An 18771-nucleotide genomic window follows, 5' to 3' on the forward strand; every position below is an offset into this window, starting at 1 on the left:
GAAGCTTTCCACACCGCCGGCCATGATGCCGGCCGGGGGCGGTTTGCGAGTCGCATTGAGCGCGCAAGCGGTCAGCAGGGAGCAAATCGCCACCGGGGCGGCGTCATGCGAAAATTCTGGAAAATTATAGAACTCAGCATTCGCAGCAACAAGCAACCATCCAAAAACTTTTTTTTTACGAAACAGTCAAACCTGGCTTTTTTAAACAGCCCGGGCTCTGATTTTCCGGGGCAAACCGACAGGATCAAAGGACAGGGGGTGGTAAAAGCAGGCATTTTTTGTCAAATTCCATATACACTGCCAAAATCATTATAGCAAGAAAAAGCTGCGGATTTTTGCAAAAAAAGATGGGGGTGTCCTTTCTTGACTTCCGTGCCAAACAATGTCAAAGAATACATAGATCCGGAAATTTTACAAAATTTCAGGGATTACCGGGCCAAACCGGCAAAAAGGGAGGGGTTATGGCGGGAAAAACGCGCAAGGTCTCGCTGGGCGTTGCAGACGAACCCTTTGAGGAGGGCCGCCACATTATCTATGTGTACAGCGATGACGCGGAACGCAAAAAAACCATGGCCCGGTTTTTCCGGCAGGGGCTGGTGGAAAACGACAGGCTGCTTTACATGGTCGATGACATTTCCACCGAGGAAATGGTAAAGGAGCTGCGGGCGCTGGGCGTGGACACGGAGGCCCGGTTAGACGATTTCGACCTTTACCCGGGCCATTACGCATGCTGCCCGGATGCCTATTTTTCCTCCGAGTTCATGCTCGGCGTGGTTGCCCGGTATTATCAAGGCGCCCTGGAGCAGGGATATGCCGGGGCCCGGGGGATCGGGGAAATGTCATGGGCCTTGGCGGAAAACCGGGCCCACCTGGAGGATCTGCTGGTGTATGAGGCAAGGCTCAACCGGGTGCTGGAGGACCATCCCCTGACAACGGTCTGCCAGTATGATGCGCAAAGGTTTGATCCGGCAGTGATCATGGATATGCTCACCATCCATCCTTTGATGATCGTCCGCGGACAGCTTGTGAAAAATCCCGGCTTCATGGAGCCGGAACGCTTTCTTGAAAAATACCTCAGCCAACACAACAAGGCCCATGCCTAGTCCGGACCCGGAAATTCTCGGCCGGATCATTCTGATCCAGAGCACCCTGCACCTGATGGGGCAGGGATCTAAAATGGCGCGTTTTCTGTGCCGGGGGTTTTCCCGTGTGCCGGGCATGGAAAAATCGGGCATTTTCATAGACGGCCGTCTTCACTGGGAAAACGGCTCGTCCGGTCCGGAGCAACAGCACTGTCGGCGGCTGTTTGAGCAGCTCATAGGCGCAACCGGGCAGGCAACGGGACGCAAAGCCCTGCTGACCGGGTTTAAGCGCAGCCAAGGTGTTGAATGCCTGCCCATTGAAACCGCCCTTGCGGTTTACGGTATTTTTTTCTGCGCACCTGCAGACGAAGAAATGTTTTTTTCCTATGCCCCTTTTATTGAAAACACCCTGAACCTTGCCGCCCTTGTGCTCGAAAATCACAGCCAGCAGCAGATGCTCCGGCAGCACAAGTCTGATCTGGAAAAAAAGGTAAAAGAGCGCACCCAAGAGCTTGCCTGCTCAGAGCAGCGGTTTCGCGACCTGTTTAACTCCATCAGCGACCTGGTCTACACCCAGGATCTTGAAGGCCGGCTGATTTCCGCCAACCCCGCCCTGCACCGGTTGTTCGGCTACCGGGCCGAGGAACTGCTGGGCCGGACGATATCTGATTTCATGCTCCCTGAGCACCGGGATCGATTTGAAAGCGAATATCTCGGGGCCATTTTCGAAAAGGGCAGCTACGAAGGCATTACCCCCTATTTGGCCAAAGACGGCAGCACGATTTATATCGAATACCGCAGCGAACTGGTGCGCCCGGAAAACGACGCCCCTTTTATCAGCGGCATCGGCCGGGATGTCACCGGCCGGGTCCTTGCCCGGAGGGAAAAAAGGCGCCTTGAGGGCCAGATCCGCCAGACCCAGAAAATGGAGTCCATCGGAACCCTGTCGGGCGGTGTTGCCCATGATTTCAACAATGTGCTGAGCATCATCATCGGAAATGCCGAGCTGGCCGCAGGCGAACTTGCAGAAGACCACCGGGCCCGGTCGTATGTCAATGAAATCCAGACCGCCGGGGTACGGGCCAAAGACGTTGTGCGTCAGTTGTTGACTTTCAGCCGCAAGACACGTGAGGAAAAACAGGCGGTTGACCTTTGCATGCTTGTGGGCGAGGCCCTGAAACTGCTTCGCCCGGTGATTGCCGCCAACATTGAAATCCGCACCCGCCTGCCGGAGCAACCGGCGGTTGTTTCGGCAGATCCCACCCAGATCCACCAGGTGCTGATCAATTTGTGCGGAAATGCGGCAGACGCCATGGCTATGTCCGGGGGGATTTTGACAGTGAGCCTGGCGGCGGCGCAGCTCAAAGATAAAAATGCGGCCCTGGATCCGGACATGGGGACAGGGCGCTTTTTTCGGCTTGCGGTCAAAGACACCGGCCATGGGATTGCCGCCAAAAGCCTGGAACGGATTTTTGATCCTTATTTTACCACCAAGGATGTGGACAAGGGCACGGGCCTGGGCCTTTCGGTGGTGCACGGAATTGTCAAAAGCCACGGCGGAAGCATTCGGGTCAGGAGCCAGCCGGGGCAGGGATGCGAATTTGAGATCCTGCTGCCGGCTGCAGAAAAAAACGCGGAAGCTGTTTTGGTTCAAACCGGTGATACGCCCCGGGGCCACGGGCGTATTCTTTTGATCGATGATGAGCCCATGATTGTCAGTTTAAACCAACAGCGCCTGGAAAAGCTCGGATATCGGGTCAGCGGCCATACCAACCCCAAAGCCGCCCTTGAGATGTTTTCATCAGATCCGTACCGGTTTGAACTGGTGATAACGGATATGACCATGCCCCACATCACCGGCGACCGCCTTGCCGAAAAAATTCTGGAAATCCGGCCGGAGATGAGAATTATTCTGTGTACCGGCTACAGCATTCAGGTTTCGGACAAAACAGCCGCATCCCTCGGCATTGCCCGTTATCTCGAAAAACCCGTCCAGATGCAGCAGCTGGCCGAAGCCGTCTGTGATGTGCTTTCTGTTTCAGGCGATTGAGTTGCTTTGTTTGGTCTTTTTAAAAAAAGCTTGCTTTTCTGTCAGGGTGTGTTACTTTAATTTAATTCAACACGGCTTTGCACAATTGGCAAAGCGATTTTTCCCTGAAGGAACAGGTTTCCGTTCTACGGCTACATCCTCCAGTGTAAAATTTTGAGCATCTCACAGAAAGGAGGATATCATTATGGCCAACGGAACAGTAAAGTGGTTTAACGACCAAAAAGGTTTTGGTTTCATTGAGCAGGAAAACGGTCCGGACGTCTTCGTCCATCACACCGGGATCAACTCAACCGGCTTTAAAAGTCTCAAAGAAGGCAGCAACGTTACCTTTGATATTGAGCAGGGACAAAAAGGCCCGGCTGCAGTCAATGTAACCGAGGAATAATTGCCTGACAAAGGGCATCTCCCGTAAAGGGGGATGCCCTTTTTACTTCACCATTCTTTACGGAAACCGGCCACCGGCGCATCCTGCCATTTTTCATGTGGCCCCCGGCCCCCGATTTTGTAAGTTTTTCCCTTCAATAGTTGATGGCGCCGTAAAAAGTCGAATATCTGCGTTATGCGCGATTCCCCGGAATTTCACGTACAGCTAAGTACGCTGCATTCTTTGGCAATCGCGCAAGCCTTGATCTTCAACTTTTTACAGCGCCATCTGAAAATTCACTGTTGTTGAATCGAAAACAGTCGAGCAGCCTTTTCCTGCCAGAATCAGAAAACAACAATTCAACAATTCATTGAATCATAAGGAACATCAACTATTGGATTTTAAAGAGTTTCAACTCGATTCCAGAATAGAGGCGGCAATCCGCACAGCCGGGTTCACCGCGCCCACACCCGTGCAGGTCCAGACCATCGGCCGGGTCAAGCAGGGCCAGGACTTAATCGGCCTGGCACAGACCGGCACCGGCAAGACCGCCGCATACGTGCTGCCGCTTCTGCATCGACTGCTTCAAAGCAAAAGCAGAAAAAACCGGGCCCTGATCCTTGCGCCCACGCGCGAGCTGGCAGAGCAGATCCACCAGGATATCCAAACTCTGGGCCGCCGGACCGGTTTGAAAAGCCTGACCCTTTACGGAGGGGCGGCCATCAACCCCCAGATCCAGGCCCTGAAAAAGGGCGTGGACATCGTGGTGGCCTGCCCGGGCCGGCTCATTGATCACATCAACCGCGGCAACATGGATTTTTCCGGCCTTGAGACCCTGGTTCTTGACGAAGCCGACCAGATGCTGGACATGGGCTTTATCCCGGATATCCGAAGGATTTTGAAAAAGATTCCCCGGGACCGGCAGTCGCTGATGTTTTCCGCCACCATGCGAAAGGAGATCCGGCTTCTGGCAGATGAGGTGCTCCACAAGCCTGCATTTGTGCAGGTGGGCGAGCCCGCGGCCGCAGATACGGTCAGCCATACCCATTTTCCCGTATCCCAGAACCAAAAGACATCTTTGCTGTTAAAGATTCTAAAGGACACCCGGATTGCATCGGTTTTGATTTTTACCCGGACCAAGCACCGGGCCAAGCGCCTGAGCGAGGCCCTTGAGCGTGCCGGCTACGGGGCGGCCTCCCTGCAGGGCAATTTGTCCCAAAACCGCCGCCAGGCCGCCTTAAACGGTTTTAAGTCCGGCAAGTACCAGATCCTGGTGGCAACCGATATCGCCTCCCGCGGAATCGATGTCTCCGGCGTATCCCATGTGGTCAATTATGATGTTCCGGCCACTGCAGAGGCCTATATCCATCGCATCGGCAGAACCGGTCGGGCAGAGCACACGGGAAGCGCCTTTAACCTGGTCACAAACGAAGACCGCCAGGTCCTTAAATCCATTGACCGGGTTGTGGGATCGCTGATCGAGCGCCGCACATTTGCGGATTTTGACTACGCTGTTTCCGCCCCGGGCGCGAAAACCCCTTCAAAGCCCCAAAAGCAAACCCGCAGGCCGGGCTCGGGCTTTTACAAATCCCGGTAAAAGCCCGCAAATTCCCGGCCAGCAGGGCGGCCTTCTGACTTTGGGCGACAGCGTGTCAATGCCGCTGTGGCGGCTTCTTAAAGCTGCCACACGGCAGCTGCGCCTTCTTCCACGGCTTCCATGATGCGGCGCACCTCCAGGGCATCGCCCACCACCGTGTGGGCAATGCCGGCTTTTTCAAGGGCCGGGGAGAGGCCGTTTCTGGGTTTCATGCCCACTGCCAGCACCACCTGGTCAAAGCCGGGGACTTCTTCGGACTGGTCCTTTGTTTTCAGCACCACCTTGTTTTCCGTGATTTTCTCCACTGCAGCGCCAAAGCGCAGCACACACTGTTTTTCCTTCAGGTACTTGTGCAGGCTGTAGCCGTGGGAGGTGAACTTGGGCACGGGCGAGGATTCCATCTGCTCGGCCAGGGTCACGGAAGCGCCCTTTGCGGCCAGAAAACAGGCGGTTTCCATGCCGATTAACCCGCCGCCGATGACCAGGGCGTTTTTGCCCGGGGCTGTGGTTTCGCCCAGGATCTGCCAGGCGTCATACACGTGGGGCAGGTCAATTCTTGAAATTTTCGGGATGATTTTCTCGCCGCCCAGGGCCAGGATCACCTGGTCGGGTTGGGCATCTGCGATCATGTCCGCGGTGACGCAGGTATTGGTTTCAATTTTTACCCCGGCCTTTTCCACCTGGTCGGCCTGCCATTGGATCCAGTCCAGATAGATTTCCTTGTGCGGGGCTTTGCAGGCATACAGGATGTTGCCGCCCGCCTGGGGCTTTTTTTCAAACAGGCGCACGTCATGGCCCAGGCGTTTGGCCTCTGATGCGGCGATCAGCCCGGCCGGGCCGGAACCCACGATCCAGACGGTTTTGGGATCTGCTGCGGGCTGCTGCGGGCAGACAAGCTCCTGGCCGGTTTCCGGGTTGATGGCGCAGCGCACGGATTTGCCTTCAAACATTTCCCGCTCAATGCAGCCCTGGTTGCAGGCAATGCACTTGCGGATATCGGCATACCGGTTCTGCCGCGCTTTTTCCAGAAAATCCGGATCACAGAGCTGCTGGCGGCCGAATGCCACCAAATCCGCATCTCCGTCGGCAATCACCTTGTCTGCCGGCCGCGGGTCGTTGAACCGGCCTACGGCAATCACGGGAAGACCGGCCGCGTCTTTGATCTGCCGGGCCCGGCCCACGTTAAACCCCACGTCAAAGGCCGGCGGTGCGCTGGTGACCCCGGCCGGGCTGCCGTGGGTGCCGATGGAGGCATGGATGACGTCAACGCCGGCTTCTTTCAAATCCGGCAGAATCCCAAGAACATCTTCCACTGTATAGCCGCCCTTGATGTATTCCTCTACGGAAATGCGCAAAAGTACGGGAAAATTTTTTCCCACGTCATTTCTTACCGCCCGGACCACCTCTGTGACAAACCGGGCCCGGTTTTTAAAGCTGCCGCCGTATTCGTCCGTGCGCTGGTTGGAAATAGCGGACAAAAACTGGGTGAGCAGGTATCCGTGGGCCCCGTGGATTTCCACGGCATCAAATCCGGCTTTTTGCGCCCGGGCTGCGGCAGCGCCGAACGCGGAGACAATTTCTGCAATGTCCTCACGGGTCATTTCCCTGGGGGCCTGGCCGTAGACGAGGCTGGGCACCGCAGACGGGCCCATGGCGGTTTGTTTTTTGATCATGTACAAGCTTTCCCGGCCTGCGTGATGAAGTTGCATGGCGGCTTTGCCGTTGTTAGATTTCATGGCTTCGGCCATCTGCGAAAGCCCGGGGATAAATTCATCATCCCAGGCCGCCACCTGTTTGGGGCTGACCATGCCCGTGGGGTGCACGGCCGTGATCTCGGAGATCAAAAGGCCGGCCCCGCCCCGGGCCTGGCGCCTGAGGTAGGCCAGCAGGGCGTCGTTTACCCGGCCGCCTTTTTCGCAAAGCCCGGTGCCCATGGGCGGCAGCACCGCACGGTTGGGGATTTCGGTGTTGTTGATGACAATGGGTGAAAACAAAGTGTTTAAATCAGACATTTTTTCCTTTCCTTTCCTGCCGGGCGTACCCGTATTTGATTAGTGGTTTCGGGAAAATGATTTGCACCAGTAAACCAATAAACCGGTGAAGTGCCATTGCTGAAGGAAGGAAGCCCTGCAGCCGAAGGCATTTTTTCGCTCCGGAGCGTTTTTACGGATTCAGCCAATGCCTCCGCTGAAATTTACAAACTCGGCTTTTCGGCCTCAAACAGTTTGAAATTTCAAGCTCCGGCCTTTGCTGAATTTTCCCGTAAAAACCCTCAATGTCGCTTCAAAAATTGCCTCCGGCCTTGGGCTTCCTTGGAAAGTTTGCGGCATCGGCATTTTTTTTTCCAGCTCTTCCATGGGACCGGCATCCAGGGCCCTTACCGGGCAGGCCTCCACGCAGTTGGGCACCTTGCCGGCGGCCAGCCGGTCTTCGCAGAAGTTGCACTTGTGCATGCGCGCGTTTTCTTCCGGGCCGAACTGGGGGGCATCATAGGGGCAGGCTTTTAAGCACTTGGTCCCGCAATCGTCTTTTCCCAGGCATTTTTCCGGATCCACTATCACAACGCCGTCATCTTGTCTTTTGTATATGGCCCCGGGCGGGCAGGCATCCGCACACACCGGGGCGGCGCAATGCCAGCACGCAGAAGCCAGGTAGAGTTCCGAGTGGACCCGGTTTCTGGGATGAGGGGTGAGCAGCTGCAAGGGGTATTTTTCGGCCAGGGGGTCAAACCGGTCTTCGGCCGTGGGCAGATACTTCGGAATGGGTGGGCAGGCCGGGTTGTCCAGGTCTGCAGCCCGTTGGGAAAAAATCTCGATTTTGCCCGACGGGGTGGGAAACGGATTGTTTTGCAGGTCTGCGATCTGGTCGCGAAAGGCCACGATGGACTCGGGCAGCTCGATTCTGTGGATGCCCTTTTGGCGGAAGGCCTCGTAGTCGTCAATATGGGTAGTGTATTCCGGGTTGTTTTCAAAAAGGATTTTGAGCCATTCTTCCTCGCTGTGGGGATTGAAGCCTTCAACGCCCATGCGTTCGGCCAGTTCCGAGGCGATCTGTAGATCCGACTTGCATTCCCCGAGGGGTTTGATGGCTTGGTTGATCACCGTGAAATAGGGGCCAGAGGGCCAGGGCCGGGTGAAATCGTTTCGCTCCGCAGCCGAGGTCACCGGAAAGATGATATCCGCGTACCGGGCCGTGGCCGTGGGAAACAGCTCACTGACCGCGATGAATTCGAGCTGTTTTAACGCCTTGTCCGCCTTGTTGCTGTTTCCGTAAGTGGCCTTGATCCGGTCCAACTGGCCGATGAAAGTGTCATAGGCCTCGTCCCAGGAAATGCGTTCAAATTTCCCCTCCCCGCGCTTTCCAACCCGCTTCTGGGGGTATAAAAACCGATCCGGGTGATGCACGTACTGCTTGTAGGCCCGGCACCGCAGGCAGGTCCTGAGCTGGTTTGGCTCCGGGGCGTCGTCGCCCTCCACGCGCAGGATCTGATTGCCTTTGACATGCAGCCGCAGGGGGCAGCGGCCGCCGCAGTCATAAGCCGACGTGGTGCGCACAATGCGCTCATCCGGGCGATTCCCGGTTTTCTGCTGGTTCATTGAATCCCTCCTTTGAGATGGCATCCCGGCAAAAATTTGCAAACGCAATTTGAACCTTGAACAAAAATAAGCATTGGACGAATCCGGATATTTTTGTAAGATAGCATGGTTTTTCAAATCATCCACCTGAAAAGGGCAAACGTATTTTCTGCAAGGAGGACAAGAATGGCAAACAAGAAGTCTGTTGATATCCGTCAGGCCGAGGACCTGCTGGCACCCGCGGAACGGGGCGTGATTCTGCTGCCGGTATCGGCCATCCGGGAATCGGATCACGCCTTTTTCTGGGCGGCGTTTTTTCTGGCCATTTCCGCCTGCCTGCTGGGCTGCGCCGCCGCCCTGATGGCAACGGCCTATGATCATCAGCCCTTTATCATCATGATCGAGGCTTTCGGGGCCATGTTTCTGATATTTTTCGCGGCGTTTTTGTTCCGCGGGCTGCAGATCCGCAGAAAATCCAGGGCTCGGGAACAGCGCAGACTGGCCAGGCAGATCATATATCCCTATGCCGAAAATGGCGGTCATAAGCAGGACTTTGAAACCAGCCGGCTTCAGGATACCATCCGAAAGGAGTTTGGCGACGGCAAGGCCCGCAGCCGCCAGGAGGTAATCGGCATTCTTTCCGGCATGTCCACTGAAGACGTGGATGTGGGCACTTTAAATGAGGTGGTCGATACCCTGGTCAAGGCCGGCCTGTTTACGGAAACCGAAAGCAGCGGCAAAACCCTTCTGGCTTACACCAGTCCGGCCGAAGCCTGATCTGTTTTCCGGGCGTTGCAAAATCCGTCAGCCGGACGCATTTTTAGGGTGCAACCCATTTGCACCCGGAAGCGTCAGGACGAAAAAACATAACCCGGAGCCGATATGTATATTGCAAAGAAAAGGACCCGAAGCGGCACCCGCTATTTTCTGCGCCAGAGCATTGGGTGCCGGGGCGCGCTTGAAAGCCGGCATCTTTTTGACCTGGGCGGCAATCCGGCCGACTACCTGGTATATCCGGACGACGGGTGCGCTTTTTACGTGCACGAGGATTTGTGCGACCGGCTCCTTGAGCTGGGCGTGGAGCCGGACAACGACGAGCTGGAACGGGTGTTTTTTCCGTTTCTGGATCCGGAAACCCAGCGGGTCATCCAAGCCTTTTCCCATGATCACCTGACAGCCGGGGCAAAGCAGGATCTGCGCAGAAGCGTGGATCAGGCGGAAAAAGGGGGTTTTCACATATTTGACCGCCGCCGGATGCATTATCTGCGGTTTGCCGAATTGGATCAGACCCATATCCGGGCCGCGCCCGCCAAGATCTACCGGGAGCTGCTGGACAAGTCCAGAGATGAGATCGAGCAGTATTTCATGGAAAAAGAAAGCATCCTGACCGCCCGGGAAAAGAAAATTTATCCTTACGTGATTTTCAACGTGGCAGACGCGTTTCCCGGGCGGCTGTCGCACAGGTATCCTGAAACCCTTCCCCGGGAGCAGGTGGATGAATGTTTTCTGGAAGCGGTCTGCCGGTTAAACGCGGACGCGGGGTTCTGGGCGGACCTGGGATGCAGTGACGGATTAAACGAGTATCTGATCCGGTACGTGTGCTGGTTTTTTGACAACGAGTTTTCCCAGGGCGCTTACCTGGAGGAATGGATCCGGGAGTGGATGGACCGGCGCCGGACATTTCAGGCCCCGCCGGCCAAAAACCGCATGGAGAAAGATGAAGCGGTTGCGGTCATGGGCATTTCAGCGCGCGATTTTTCCGGTTATACGGTCAAAACCCTCACCCGCCAGTACCGGCGCATGGCCCGGCGCCATCACCCGGACCACGGCGGGGACCATGAAAGCTTTATCCTTTTAAACCGCGCTTTTGAAACCCTGCTGGCCCGCCTGCGCTCCGGGCGCAAGGGGTATGCTGGAAAACAAGGCTGAAAAACCGCTGCCCTGATGCTGCATTCTTATTTCCCGGTTTTTCCGGGCTAGGCCATCGCACCGGAAAGCGGTTTGTTTTTCGATGGTTTCTTATGGTTCTTGACAGAAGGGGGGGCCGGGCTTTATATCTGTGTTCCTTGAAGTCGCAGACCGTGCGCCTGCGGCCGGGAAAAGGCGGTTTTGGGTTCATCGGGTTGGTTTTACAGTACATTTGCACTGTTTTAAGGAAAGGGCGATGTCGTCTTTATATGAGATATTAAAGAACCGGTTCTACAGGATTTGTGCGGAAAAGGATTTGCTGGATCAGCAGATCCGGATTCAGGCCAGGGCCCTGACGGCCCGGGAGGCCATCGGAAACCCGGAAGGCGATGATTTTCCCCTTCAAAAGGGAAAGGAGCGGCTCATGGAAGCGGTTTTTGAGACCAGCCGGGGCCAGGCCTTCACGGATCAGTTCGGGGATTTTTCCAGCAGACTGGATGAAATTCTGGCCATGCCACTGGAGAACAATTTCCGCCGGGCGGTTTTTGTGGCATCTATGAATGCCGTGCTTCGTCACCTGGGCCTGGCTGAAAACACGGTTCATTGCCGGGACAACGCCCCTGCACAATGTGCCGGCCAACTGGCTGATTTTATTATCGAGCACTACGGCCGGCCCAGGATTGTCCAGATCGGTTATCAGCCCAAAATGGTGGAGCGGCTGCAGCAGGACTTTGATTACCGGATTGTGGATCTGGACCCGGACAATATTGGTCAGATAAAAGGCGGTGTGGCAGTGGAAGGCCCCAACGACAGTGCAGGGGCTTGCCAGTGGGCGGATTTGCTTCTGGTGACCGGCACCACCATTGTCAATGATACGATTGAAGCTTTTTTAACTCCCAAGCCGGTGCTGTTTTACGGCACAACCATTGCCGGGGCTGCCGGACTCATGGGCTGGCCGCGTTTTTGCGCCTGCAGCCAGTAACAGGAAATGGCATTCATGAAAACAACTGCGGCCCGGTGGATTCTGGCGCTGATGGTTCTTGCCGGTTTTTTGATCTTTCCGGCCAATGCCGGGGCGGGGGAAAAAATCCGCTTGGCCGTGGAGTTTGTGGACCATGCGGCATGCGCCCATATCGCGGTTGATCAAAACTGGTATGAAAAATCGGGCCTCAAGGTGGAGGTTCATGACGCTTATGTTACTGGCATGGCCCTGTCTGCCGCCCTTTCTCGGCGGGATGTGGATGCGGCTTATGTTTGCCTTTTCCCGGCCATTAACGCCCGGGCCAATGCAGGCGCACCCATAAAAATTGTTTCCGGCACCCATTTGTATGGTTACGGCCTGGTGGTCAACAGGGACCGGGTCGGGCATGTCCGGGACCTGGAAAAGCCCGGCATACGGATCGGCTGCACGCGGGAAGGCAGCCCGGGGGCTGCACTGTTGAACAAGCTGGTGGAAAAATATGAACTCGATTCCTCCCTGGTGGGCTCGGCCCGCCGCATGTCACCGCCCAAGCTGCTTTTGTCGCTTCAAACCGGCCGGATCGATGCGGCGGTCATGCCTGAACAGTTTCCCAGCATGGCCCGGGCCGCCGGATTCCATGAGCTGGTTTCAGCAAAAGATCTGTGGCCCGGCATGCAGGGCAGTGTGCTTGTGGTGACCGAGGATTTTCTTCAGAAGCGGCCTGAGGCGGTCAAGACCCTGGTGGAACTCACCAGAAAGGGAATTGATTATATCAACACCAATCCAACAAAAGCCGCCGGCATCGTCACCCGGCGCCTCAACGCAGCCGGAAAACGGATCTTTCCCGGCCATATCGCCGGGAACACGGAAAAACTGGCGGTCTTTTCGGAGGTGATTCAAATCTCCCTGGAGAAAAAAATGGAAAACACCTGGCAAATCGATCCGGCTGCGGTACAGGCGGCCATTGACGAAGCCGCGCGGCTGGGATACATCCGTGAATCTTTTCCTGCCAAAGAGATGCTGGACCTCAGATTTTTAAATGAATAGTGCTCAAAAAGTTGCCAGGATGCGTGGGCTGGTGCCGGTGGCGTTGGTGCTGGTTTTGTGGGAGATGAGCGTACGCCTTGACCTGTTTCCCGGAGAATTCTTTTTGCCTGCGTTTTCCTCTGTGGTCCTTGAAATCCGGGAAATGCTGTTCGGGGATTTGTTGATTCCCAGCCTGATCAGCAGTCTGGGCCGGGTGGTGGCCGGTTTTTCAGCAGGTGCGGTGTGCGGAATTTCCATGGGCGTCTGGATGGGCTGGAATCATCACGTCCATCAGTGGTTTCACCCCGTGGTTACCTTGCTTTACCCGATTCCGGCCCTGGGATGGCTGCCGGTTCTGATGCTTTGGATCGGGGTCAATGAGATGCTGCCCATTGCCATTATTTTTATCTGCTCGTTTTTCCCGGTGTTATACAATACAGTGACCGGTATCCGGCAGGTTCCCCCTGAGTATATTCATGCGGCCCGGGTTCTGGGGGCCACAGACCGGGTTATTCTGGGCCGGGTGGTGATTCCCATGGCCCTGCCCAATATTTTTACCGGTTTGAAGCTGGAGGCGGGAATGGCCTGGAAAGTGGTGATCGCTGCGGAAATGGTGGCCATCCCCACGGGTATCGGGGCGTTGATGATGCGGGCGGAAAACCTGATGCGGATGGACATCATTCTGGTCTGTCTGATGGTATTGTCGGTGATGTGTCTGATATTTGAAAAGTTTTTCAGTTTCCTTGAGGAAAAGACCACTGCCCGGTGGAGGTGACGTGGCCTGCATTGAACTCAGAGAAATTTGTAATTATATCTGTGAAAAGACCTGCCTTTTGATCCGGGATGCAGAACTTCTGGTGCTTGCCGGTGCCACCGGAGCGGGCAAGACCACGCTTTTAAACGTCATTTCCGGTCTGTGCGCATATACCGGGTCGGTATGTTTTGATCATGTACCCGTGGATAACCTGCCGCCGGCAAAGCGAAACGTGGGCTACCTGTTTCAGTCCTTTGCACTGTTTCCCCACCTGAATGTACGGAATAATATTGCATTTGGCCTGCATGCCCGGCAGATCCCCAAAGCGCAGACTGACCAAAGGGTTTTAGAACTGGCCGGCCGGCTGCGCATTTCGCATCTTTTGGACCGCTATCCCGGATCTCTCAGCGGGGGTGAAAAACAACGGGTTGCACTGGCCAGAACACTTGCGCCCCATCCCAAAATCCTGCTGCTTGATGAGCCCTTCAACAGTCTGGACGCCCGGACTGCAGGATATCTGCGCCAGGAACTCAAGGACCTGCAAAAACAAATGGGCCTGACCACTGTTTATGTTACCCATAATCAAAAAGAGGCGTTTGAGATGGGCCACCGGATTGCCGTGATCAATGGCGGCAACGTTGAACAGGTGGCCAGACCGGAGGAAATCTTGTTTAACCCGGAAACATCGTCTGTGTTTAGGCTTTTTGGTTCCCCGGCGATTTTTGCGTGCAACCGGATAGACGGCCTTGATTTCGGTCTCGGAAAGGCCATGTGCGGTTCCCTGACTTTAATTGTTCCGTATGAGGGAACACCATTGAAAAAAATTGCGGTCCTGCCCGCCGGGGTTCGGATTTCCCCATATCCCGTTGAAAATCACATACCCAACCGGTTCAGGGGATATATTGCGGCAGAGAGAAGGAACCCGCCGGTGGTTCGGGTTGATGTCCGGCTTGAAGGTGCAGTGATCACGGCCGAACTTGCCGAATCCCAATGGGATCAGATGGGACTGGATGTGGAAAGCCCCGCTTATCTGGGTGTCCCGCTGGAATCCATACGCACCCTGGCTGATGATTTTCCCGTCCGGTCCTGATTGTTGCTATATAGTGCCCGAACGAAAACCAGGATTTTTCGTTAAGGTCCAGGACGGCGAAAATTTTAACCGCAGGAATACTCGACGTATTTTGAGGATTAAAATTTGAGCCGGACGCAGAGATTGGCGGAAAAGACGGTTTTCGTTCAGGCACTATATAATTTCAATGGATTCTGCCTCCATGAGAGCCGTTGCATGATCTGTTGACACGGCATAGGAAATATCGGTTTTAATGGGCGCATCAGTATCTTTGAGGTGCTCGGGCATCAATTCCTGGGGCGAGAACCGCCCGCCGATAACCCCGATGATCCGCCCGTCAAACAGGTTGATCAGGGGTCCTCCTCCTTGGCCGTCATGGACCAGAGTGTCAAACAAAAACAGCCGGGTTTCATTGCCTGACAGAATTTTGGCCGAGATAACCGCCTGCTTGATTACTTGGTTGTAGATGCCGTAGAAGCCGAAGGGAAAGCCCATGTTGGCCACCATGTTGCCCACGGGCACTTCCTCGGGGGTTCCCATGATGTGATCGGGCATGGCAATCTCGATTTCCCGGGTAAACTTTAGAAGGGCTATATCCCTTTTCCGGTCGATTTGTCGGATTTCCACGCCCATGGGCGTCACGGTGTCAATATGGGCCTGGCAAAAACCCGAGGTTTCCTGCATGGGCACCACCATGAGATCTAATTTTCCGGTGATCAAATGGGCTGCGGTCAGCAGGTAGCCGTCCGGATGCACCAGAAAGGCCGATCCCCGGAACGTCACCTGCTCGCCCTCCCTGCGAAACAGCATCATGCAGGCGTTTTTGTACTGAAAATATATGTCCTGAAGCATTTTTGGCCTACCTCCTGTGGGGCTGTTTTTCCTGTTTGATCCAGCCAGCGATTTTTTCGGGATGGGTGCGCACCCAGCGCATGGCCTTTTCAAAGGGAAACAGGCCGTTGTCCTCCTGGATCCAGAGCATGAGCTGACCCACCTGTTCAGGGGTCCAGAAGAACCGGTCCAGCATCTGGTATGCTTCGGGCATGTCTTTTTTCAGGCCTTTTCGTACCACCGTGTGGATGGATCCGGGACCGCCGAAAACGTTTTCCGGGTCATCGAGAAACTTCAGATTCCACCGGGCAAAGCTCCAGTGGGGGAGCCAGCCCGTAAATACGATCCACTTCTGGTGCTGGACCGCATGGGACAGTTCGGCCATCGCGGACACCTCGCTGCCTTCCTGGAGCCGGAATTCTTCGAGTCCGTAGACCTCCATGGCCTGTCGGGTTTTGTGCGTGATCCCGGCCTCGGGCTCGATGCCGATGATCCGGTAATTGAATTTATCCGCATGCTGCTTTAGCTCGGTGATGGAATCAACGGGGATGTAGGGCTTGTTGCGGATCCCGGTGCCGGCGGTGAGCCGGCCCAGGGTGATGTTTGGGATCACCAGGCCGATTTTGGTGCCTTCCAGGTTTGCGCCCAGATCCTTTACCTGGTCCTTGTACTGGCTGTAATACATGGAATGGGTATCCGGCAGCCAGGCTGAAGCCATGGCATCGGCGCGGCCTTCTGCCACGGACTGCCACATTTCCTCTACGTCCATGGGTATCAGTTTGCAGGAAATGTCGAGTTTTTCCTCGAGCACGGCTTTGATCAGGTTGGCCGAGGCAACCGATGATGACCAGTCTGTATAGGCCAGCCGAAGGGTTTTGTTTTGGGTTTGTGCCTGTGCGCCGGAAACGATAGCCAAGCATACGGCCACCGCGGCCAGACACAGGATCCACCGGGCGGCGGTTAGGTTTTTTTTCATGACGGTTTCCCCCTTTTTCAGCAGGTATTTACCACAGCCGCCGTTTGCCGAAGGTTTTGTCCAGCGGCGGTCGGGTTTTGATTTTAAATTCCTTTTCGGGTTTTCGATCCCCCAGGACAAATTCCTGTGGTGCGGAATAATCGGAAAGCCCCTTGTACAGGGCCACGCACATGCCCAGGAGCACTACGGCAAAGGGCAGCCCCGTGGTAATGGTGGCCGTCTGCAGGGCCACCAGCCCGCCGCCCATGAGCAGGGCTGCGGCCACCGCACCTTCCATAATGGCCCAGAACAGCCTGGATAGCACCGGCGGGTTGGGGTTGCCCCCGGAGGTGATAATGTCGATGACCATGGAGCCCGAGTCCGAAGAAGTGACAAAAAAGGTGATGATCACGACAATGGACAGGGCCGATGAGACGATGCTCAGGGGAAAATTTTCCAGCATCACAAACATGGAGACCGGGATGTTGTTCTGAACGGCCCTGGAAATGCCGCCGGAGCCAAACATTTCAATGAAAAGCGCCGTGTTGCCGAAAATGGTGATCCACAAAAAAGTGATAAACGTGGGCACCAGCAAAACACCCATGATGAACTGCCGGATGGTTCGGCCGTGGGAGACTCGGGCGATAAACATGCCCACAAAGGGCGACCAGGCGATCCACCAGGACCAGTAAAAAATAGTCCAGCCCTGCTGCCATTGGGTCTGCTCGTAGGTTTCGTTCCAGGTGCTTAGCTGGGGCAGGTGCTGGATGTAATAACCGATGTTTTCCAGCAGCGCATTCATGATAAACAGGGTGGGGCCCACCAGGAACACAAACAGGGCCAGCAGGGCGGCAAAGGCAATGTTCATCTCACTTAACCGGCGGATGCCCTTGTCCAGCCCCTTGACCACCGACCAGGTGGCCACGCCGGTGATGCCGGCAATCAGTATGACCTGGATGTTGGCGGATTGTCCCACGCCCAGCAGATAGTCCAGGCCGGCGTTGACCTGCTGGACGCCCAGGCCCAGGGAAGTGGCCACGCCAAACAGGGTGGCCACAGTGGCCAGGATGTCGATAATATTGCCCGGCCAGCCGTATATGCGCTCTCCCAGAAGCGGGTAGAAGGCCGTACGGATCGACAGGGGCAGCCCTTTGTTAAAGGAGAAAAAGGCCAGCGACAGGGCTACCAGGGAATAGATGGCCCAAGGATGCAGGCCCCAGTGCAAAAACGTAATGTCCATGGCCTTTCGCACGGATTCAGTGGTGCCCGGTTCGGTCAGGGGGTTGGCGGCGTAGTGGAACATGGGTTCGGCCACTCCGTAAAACAGCAGGCCGATGCCCATTCCCGCGGAAAACAGCATGGCAAACCATCCCATGGTGGAAAATTCAGGCCTGGCGTCCGGACCGCCCAGCCGGATGTCGCCGAACCGCCCGGCCAGCAGCACGAGGATGAAGATGAGCACGATGTTGACCGTCCAGATGAAAAACCAGCCGGCATACTTGGACATGCCCGCCTGCATCTGTTCAAATACGTTTCCCAGGTATTGCTGGAAAACAATGGTGGCCACCACAAAAAAAATGATCAGGGCCGCTGAGATGAAAAAGACCTGGGGGTGGATGTCCAGGTGAAACCAGCCTTCTTCGGCCTCAGCGCCGGCCTGGCTTTCTTCCTGGTCTGGTTTGTCTGTCATACCCCGTCCTCTGTTGGTTTGCTGTGAAAAGGAATATGGACAAAGAAAATCATGGACAATATTATAAGCGGTATTTGAAAAACCTGCAAATCAGACGGCGCTATCTGACTGGTTTTTATGGGATTGCCAAAGTTTTCCGGCCGTCATAATTAGCGCCTGAACGAAAACCAGGTTTTCGTTCAGGAAATCCGAAATCCGAAGCTCGAAATCCGAAACAATGACCAAAACCCTAAATGCATCAATGACAGAAACATCCTGTTTTAAGCTGTTGGTTTTTATCATTTAAACATTCGATATTCGTATTTGTTTCGGATTTCGGATTTCGATATTCGGGTTTTGGCTGAACAGGGTTTTCGTTCAGCCACCAGATAGGTTTTGCCTTTGATGCGGCCGTCAATCAGACTTCTGACCAACTTCAAAAAGTTGCTGTTCGTTCTTGGTTCTATGATTTTGGCATGATGCCGGCCCGGCGGTAAACACACTCCCAAGGAAATCCTTTTTTTTCGCTCTTGCGAAATTGCACTGCTTTAACCATTTTTTCGGAAAGGTGACTGTCGATATATCCGTTTTGCTCAAGACAGTAAAACATCTCATTGTATTTTTCCTGAAGGGCGTTTGCTGATACAAGATATTTATGGTGGAACCGGTTGATCACCTGAATGGATTTTGGATCCGCAGTTTTCCCTCGATGATCAGGCCATCGTGCATATCCTCGGAATACAGGATTTCACAGTTTCCGATCAGTGCGGCTGAAACGATCATTGAATCATATACACTCAAGCCGTAGCGCTTTGCTACCGCCATTGCCGTTTCATGCGTTTCAGGGGTGAGTGAATCGACCGGGCAAACCGAGAGAATCAGGGTCAACATCTCGGTGATATCCTCCCATGACATATTGAGCTTGCGCCG

The 18771-nt window shown here is 55.1% G+C and carries 16 protein-coding genes; 10 read left to right on the forward strand and 6 right to left on the reverse strand.

Annotation, left to right across the window (positions count from 1 at the left end; all coding sequences use genetic code 11):
• Positions 1 to 461 precede the first annotated feature (461 nt).
• From R6U41_RS05615 to R6U41_RS05630, 4 genes are all read left to right on the forward strand, one after another.
• Positions 462 to 1103: an MEDS domain-containing protein gene (locus R6U41_RS05615; protein ID WP_410268853.1), complete on the forward strand. Its 642-nt coding sequence runs from the start codon at positions 462 to 464 to the stop codon at positions 1101 to 1103.
• Positions 1063 to 3132, forward strand: coding sequence for a PAS domain S-box protein (locus tag R6U41_RS05620; protein WP_410268854.1), 2070 nt, complete (start codon positions 1063 to 1065; stop codon positions 3130 to 3132). Before R6U41_RS05615 ends, R6U41_RS05620 begins: the two co-directional genes overlap by 41 nt.
• A gap of 184 nt (positions 3133 to 3316) precedes the next feature.
• Positions 3317 to 3517, forward strand: coding sequence for a cold-shock protein (locus R6U41_RS05625; protein ID WP_181550767.1), 201 nt, complete (start codon positions 3317 to 3319; stop codon positions 3515 to 3517).
• Positions 3518 to 3890: 373 nt separating this feature from the next.
• The gene (locus R6U41_RS05630; RefSeq protein WP_410268855.1) at positions 3891 to 5093 is read left to right on the forward strand and encodes a DEAD/DEAH box helicase; all 1203 of its coding nucleotides are present in this window, start codon (positions 3891 to 3893) and stop codon (positions 5091 to 5093) included.
• A 77-nt stretch (positions 5094 to 5170) separates the two neighbouring features.
• On the opposite strand, the gene R6U41_RS05635 is transcribed toward R6U41_RS05630, so the two are convergent.
• Together R6U41_RS05635 and R6U41_RS05640 are read right to left on the reverse strand one after the other, a co-directional pair.
• Entirely contained in the window at positions 5171 to 7105 is a 1935-nt protein-coding gene (locus R6U41_RS05635) for an FAD-dependent oxidoreductase (RefSeq protein ID WP_410268856.1), read from the reverse strand.
• Between the two features lie 204 nt (positions 7106 to 7309).
• Entirely contained in the window at positions 7310 to 8689 is a 1380-nt protein-coding gene (locus R6U41_RS05640; RefSeq protein WP_410268857.1) for a 4Fe-4S dicluster domain-containing protein, read from the reverse strand.
• Between the two features lie 165 nt (positions 8690 to 8854).
• On the opposite strand from R6U41_RS05640, the gene R6U41_RS05645 reads away from it, so the two are divergent.
• The 6 genes from R6U41_RS05645 to R6U41_RS05670 all read left to right on the forward strand — a co-directional run bounded on the left by R6U41_RS05645 (position 8855) and on the right by R6U41_RS05670 (position 14407).
• Entirely contained in the window at positions 8855 to 9445 is a 591-nt protein-coding gene (locus R6U41_RS05645; protein WP_410268858.1) for a hypothetical protein, read from the forward strand.
• A 105-nt stretch (positions 9446 to 9550) separates the two neighbouring features.
• Positions 9551 to 10597 (forward strand): J domain-containing protein, encoded by a 1047-nt coding sequence (locus R6U41_RS05650; protein ID WP_410268859.1) that lies wholly within the window; start codon positions 9551 to 9553, stop codon positions 10595 to 10597.
• A gap of 235 nt (positions 10598 to 10832) precedes the next feature.
• Positions 10833 to 11558, forward strand: coding sequence for a Rossmann-like domain-containing protein (locus tag R6U41_RS05655; RefSeq protein WP_410268860.1), 726 nt, complete (start codon positions 10833 to 10835; stop codon positions 11556 to 11558).
• A gap of 15 nt (positions 11559 to 11573) precedes the next feature.
• On the forward strand, positions 11574 to 12584 hold the full coding sequence (locus tag R6U41_RS05660; protein ID WP_410268861.1) for an ABC transporter substrate-binding protein: 1011 nt from the start codon (positions 11574 to 11576) through the stop codon (positions 12582 to 12584).
• A 31-nt stretch (positions 12585 to 12615) separates the two neighbouring features.
• Positions 12616 to 13338 carry an ABC transporter permease gene (locus R6U41_RS05665; RefSeq protein ID WP_410268862.1) on the forward strand — a complete coding sequence of 241 codons (723 nt, stop codon included), beginning with the start codon at positions 12616 to 12618 and terminating at the stop codon, positions 13336 to 13338.
• A gap of 1 nt (position 13339) precedes the next feature.
• Positions 13340 to 14407, forward strand: coding sequence for an ABC transporter ATP-binding protein (locus R6U41_RS05670; RefSeq protein WP_410268863.1), 1068 nt, complete (start codon positions 13340 to 13342; stop codon positions 14405 to 14407).
• Positions 14408 to 14560: 153 nt separating this feature from the next.
• Here the strand turns inward: R6U41_RS05670 and R6U41_RS05675 are convergent, their stop codons facing one another.
• From R6U41_RS05675 to R6U41_RS05690, 4 genes are all read right to left on the reverse strand, one after another.
• Positions 14561 to 15238 carry a serine protease gene (locus tag R6U41_RS05675; RefSeq protein WP_410268864.1) on the reverse strand — a complete coding sequence of 226 codons (678 nt, stop codon included), beginning with the start codon at positions 15236 to 15238 and terminating at the stop codon, positions 14561 to 14563.
• 7 nt (positions 15239 to 15245) lie between these two features.
• A complete protein-coding gene (locus R6U41_RS05680) occupies positions 15246 to 16193 on the reverse strand; it encodes a glycine betaine ABC transporter substrate-binding protein (RefSeq protein WP_410268865.1) in 948 nt (315 codons plus the stop codon).
• A 28-nt stretch (positions 16194 to 16221) separates the two neighbouring features.
• Complete coding sequence (locus R6U41_RS05685) at positions 16222 to 17862, reverse strand: BCCT family transporter (RefSeq protein WP_410268866.1); 1641 nt, start codon at positions 17860 to 17862, stop codon at positions 16222 to 16224.
• 651 nt (positions 17863 to 18513) lie between these two features.
• Positions 18514 to 18771, reverse strand: a 258-nt coding sequence (locus tag R6U41_RS05690) for a PIN domain-containing protein (RefSeq protein WP_410268867.1), incomplete at its 5' end; no start/stop codon positions are given.

The organism is Desulfosalsimonas sp. (assembly GCF_046483245.1).
Taxonomy (GTDB): Bacteria; Desulfobacterota; Desulfobacteria; order Desulfobacterales; family Desulfosalsimonadaceae; genus Desulfosalsimonas.

What these genes read in the sequence shown, in the direction of transcription:
- R6U41_RS05615 (WP_410268853.1), top strand. Translation starts at nt 462, where the DNA reads ATGGCGGGAAAAACGCGCAAGGTCTCGCTGGGCGTTGCAGACGAACCC.
- R6U41_RS05625 (WP_181550767.1), top strand. Translation starts at nt 3,317, where the DNA reads ATGGCCAACGGAACAGTAAAGTGGTTTAACGACCAAAAAGGTTTTGGT.
- R6U41_RS05635 (WP_410268856.1), bottom strand. Translation starts at nt 7,105, where the DNA reads ATGTCTGATTTAAACACTTTGTTTTCACCCATTGTCATCAACAACACC.
- R6U41_RS05640 (WP_410268857.1), bottom strand. Translation starts at nt 8,689, where the DNA reads ATGAACCAGCAGAAAACCGGGAATCGCCCGGATGAGCGCATTGTGCGC.
- R6U41_RS05645 (WP_410268858.1), top strand. Translation starts at nt 8,855, where the DNA reads ATGGCAAACAAGAAGTCTGTTGATATCCGTCAGGCCGAGGACCTGCTG.
- R6U41_RS05650 (WP_410268859.1), top strand. Translation starts at nt 9,551, where the DNA reads ATGTATATTGCAAAGAAAAGGACCCGAAGCGGCACCCGCTATTTTCTG.
- R6U41_RS05655 (WP_410268860.1), top strand. Translation starts at nt 10,833, where the DNA reads ATGTCGTCTTTATATGAGATATTAAAGAACCGGTTCTACAGGATTTGT.
- R6U41_RS05660 (WP_410268861.1), top strand. Translation starts at nt 11,574, where the DNA reads ATGAAAACAACTGCGGCCCGGTGGATTCTGGCGCTGATGGTTCTTGCC.
- R6U41_RS05675 (WP_410268864.1), bottom strand. Translation starts at nt 15,238, where the DNA reads ATGCTTCAGGACATATATTTTCAGTACAAAAACGCCTGCATGATGCTG.
- R6U41_RS05680 (WP_410268865.1), bottom strand. Translation starts at nt 16,193, where the DNA reads ATGAAAAAAAACCTAACCGCCGCCCGGTGGATCCTGTGTCTGGCCGCG.
- R6U41_RS05685 (WP_410268866.1), bottom strand. Translation starts at nt 17,862, where the DNA reads ATGACAGACAAACCAGACCAGGAAGAAAGCCAGGCCGGCGCTGAGGCC.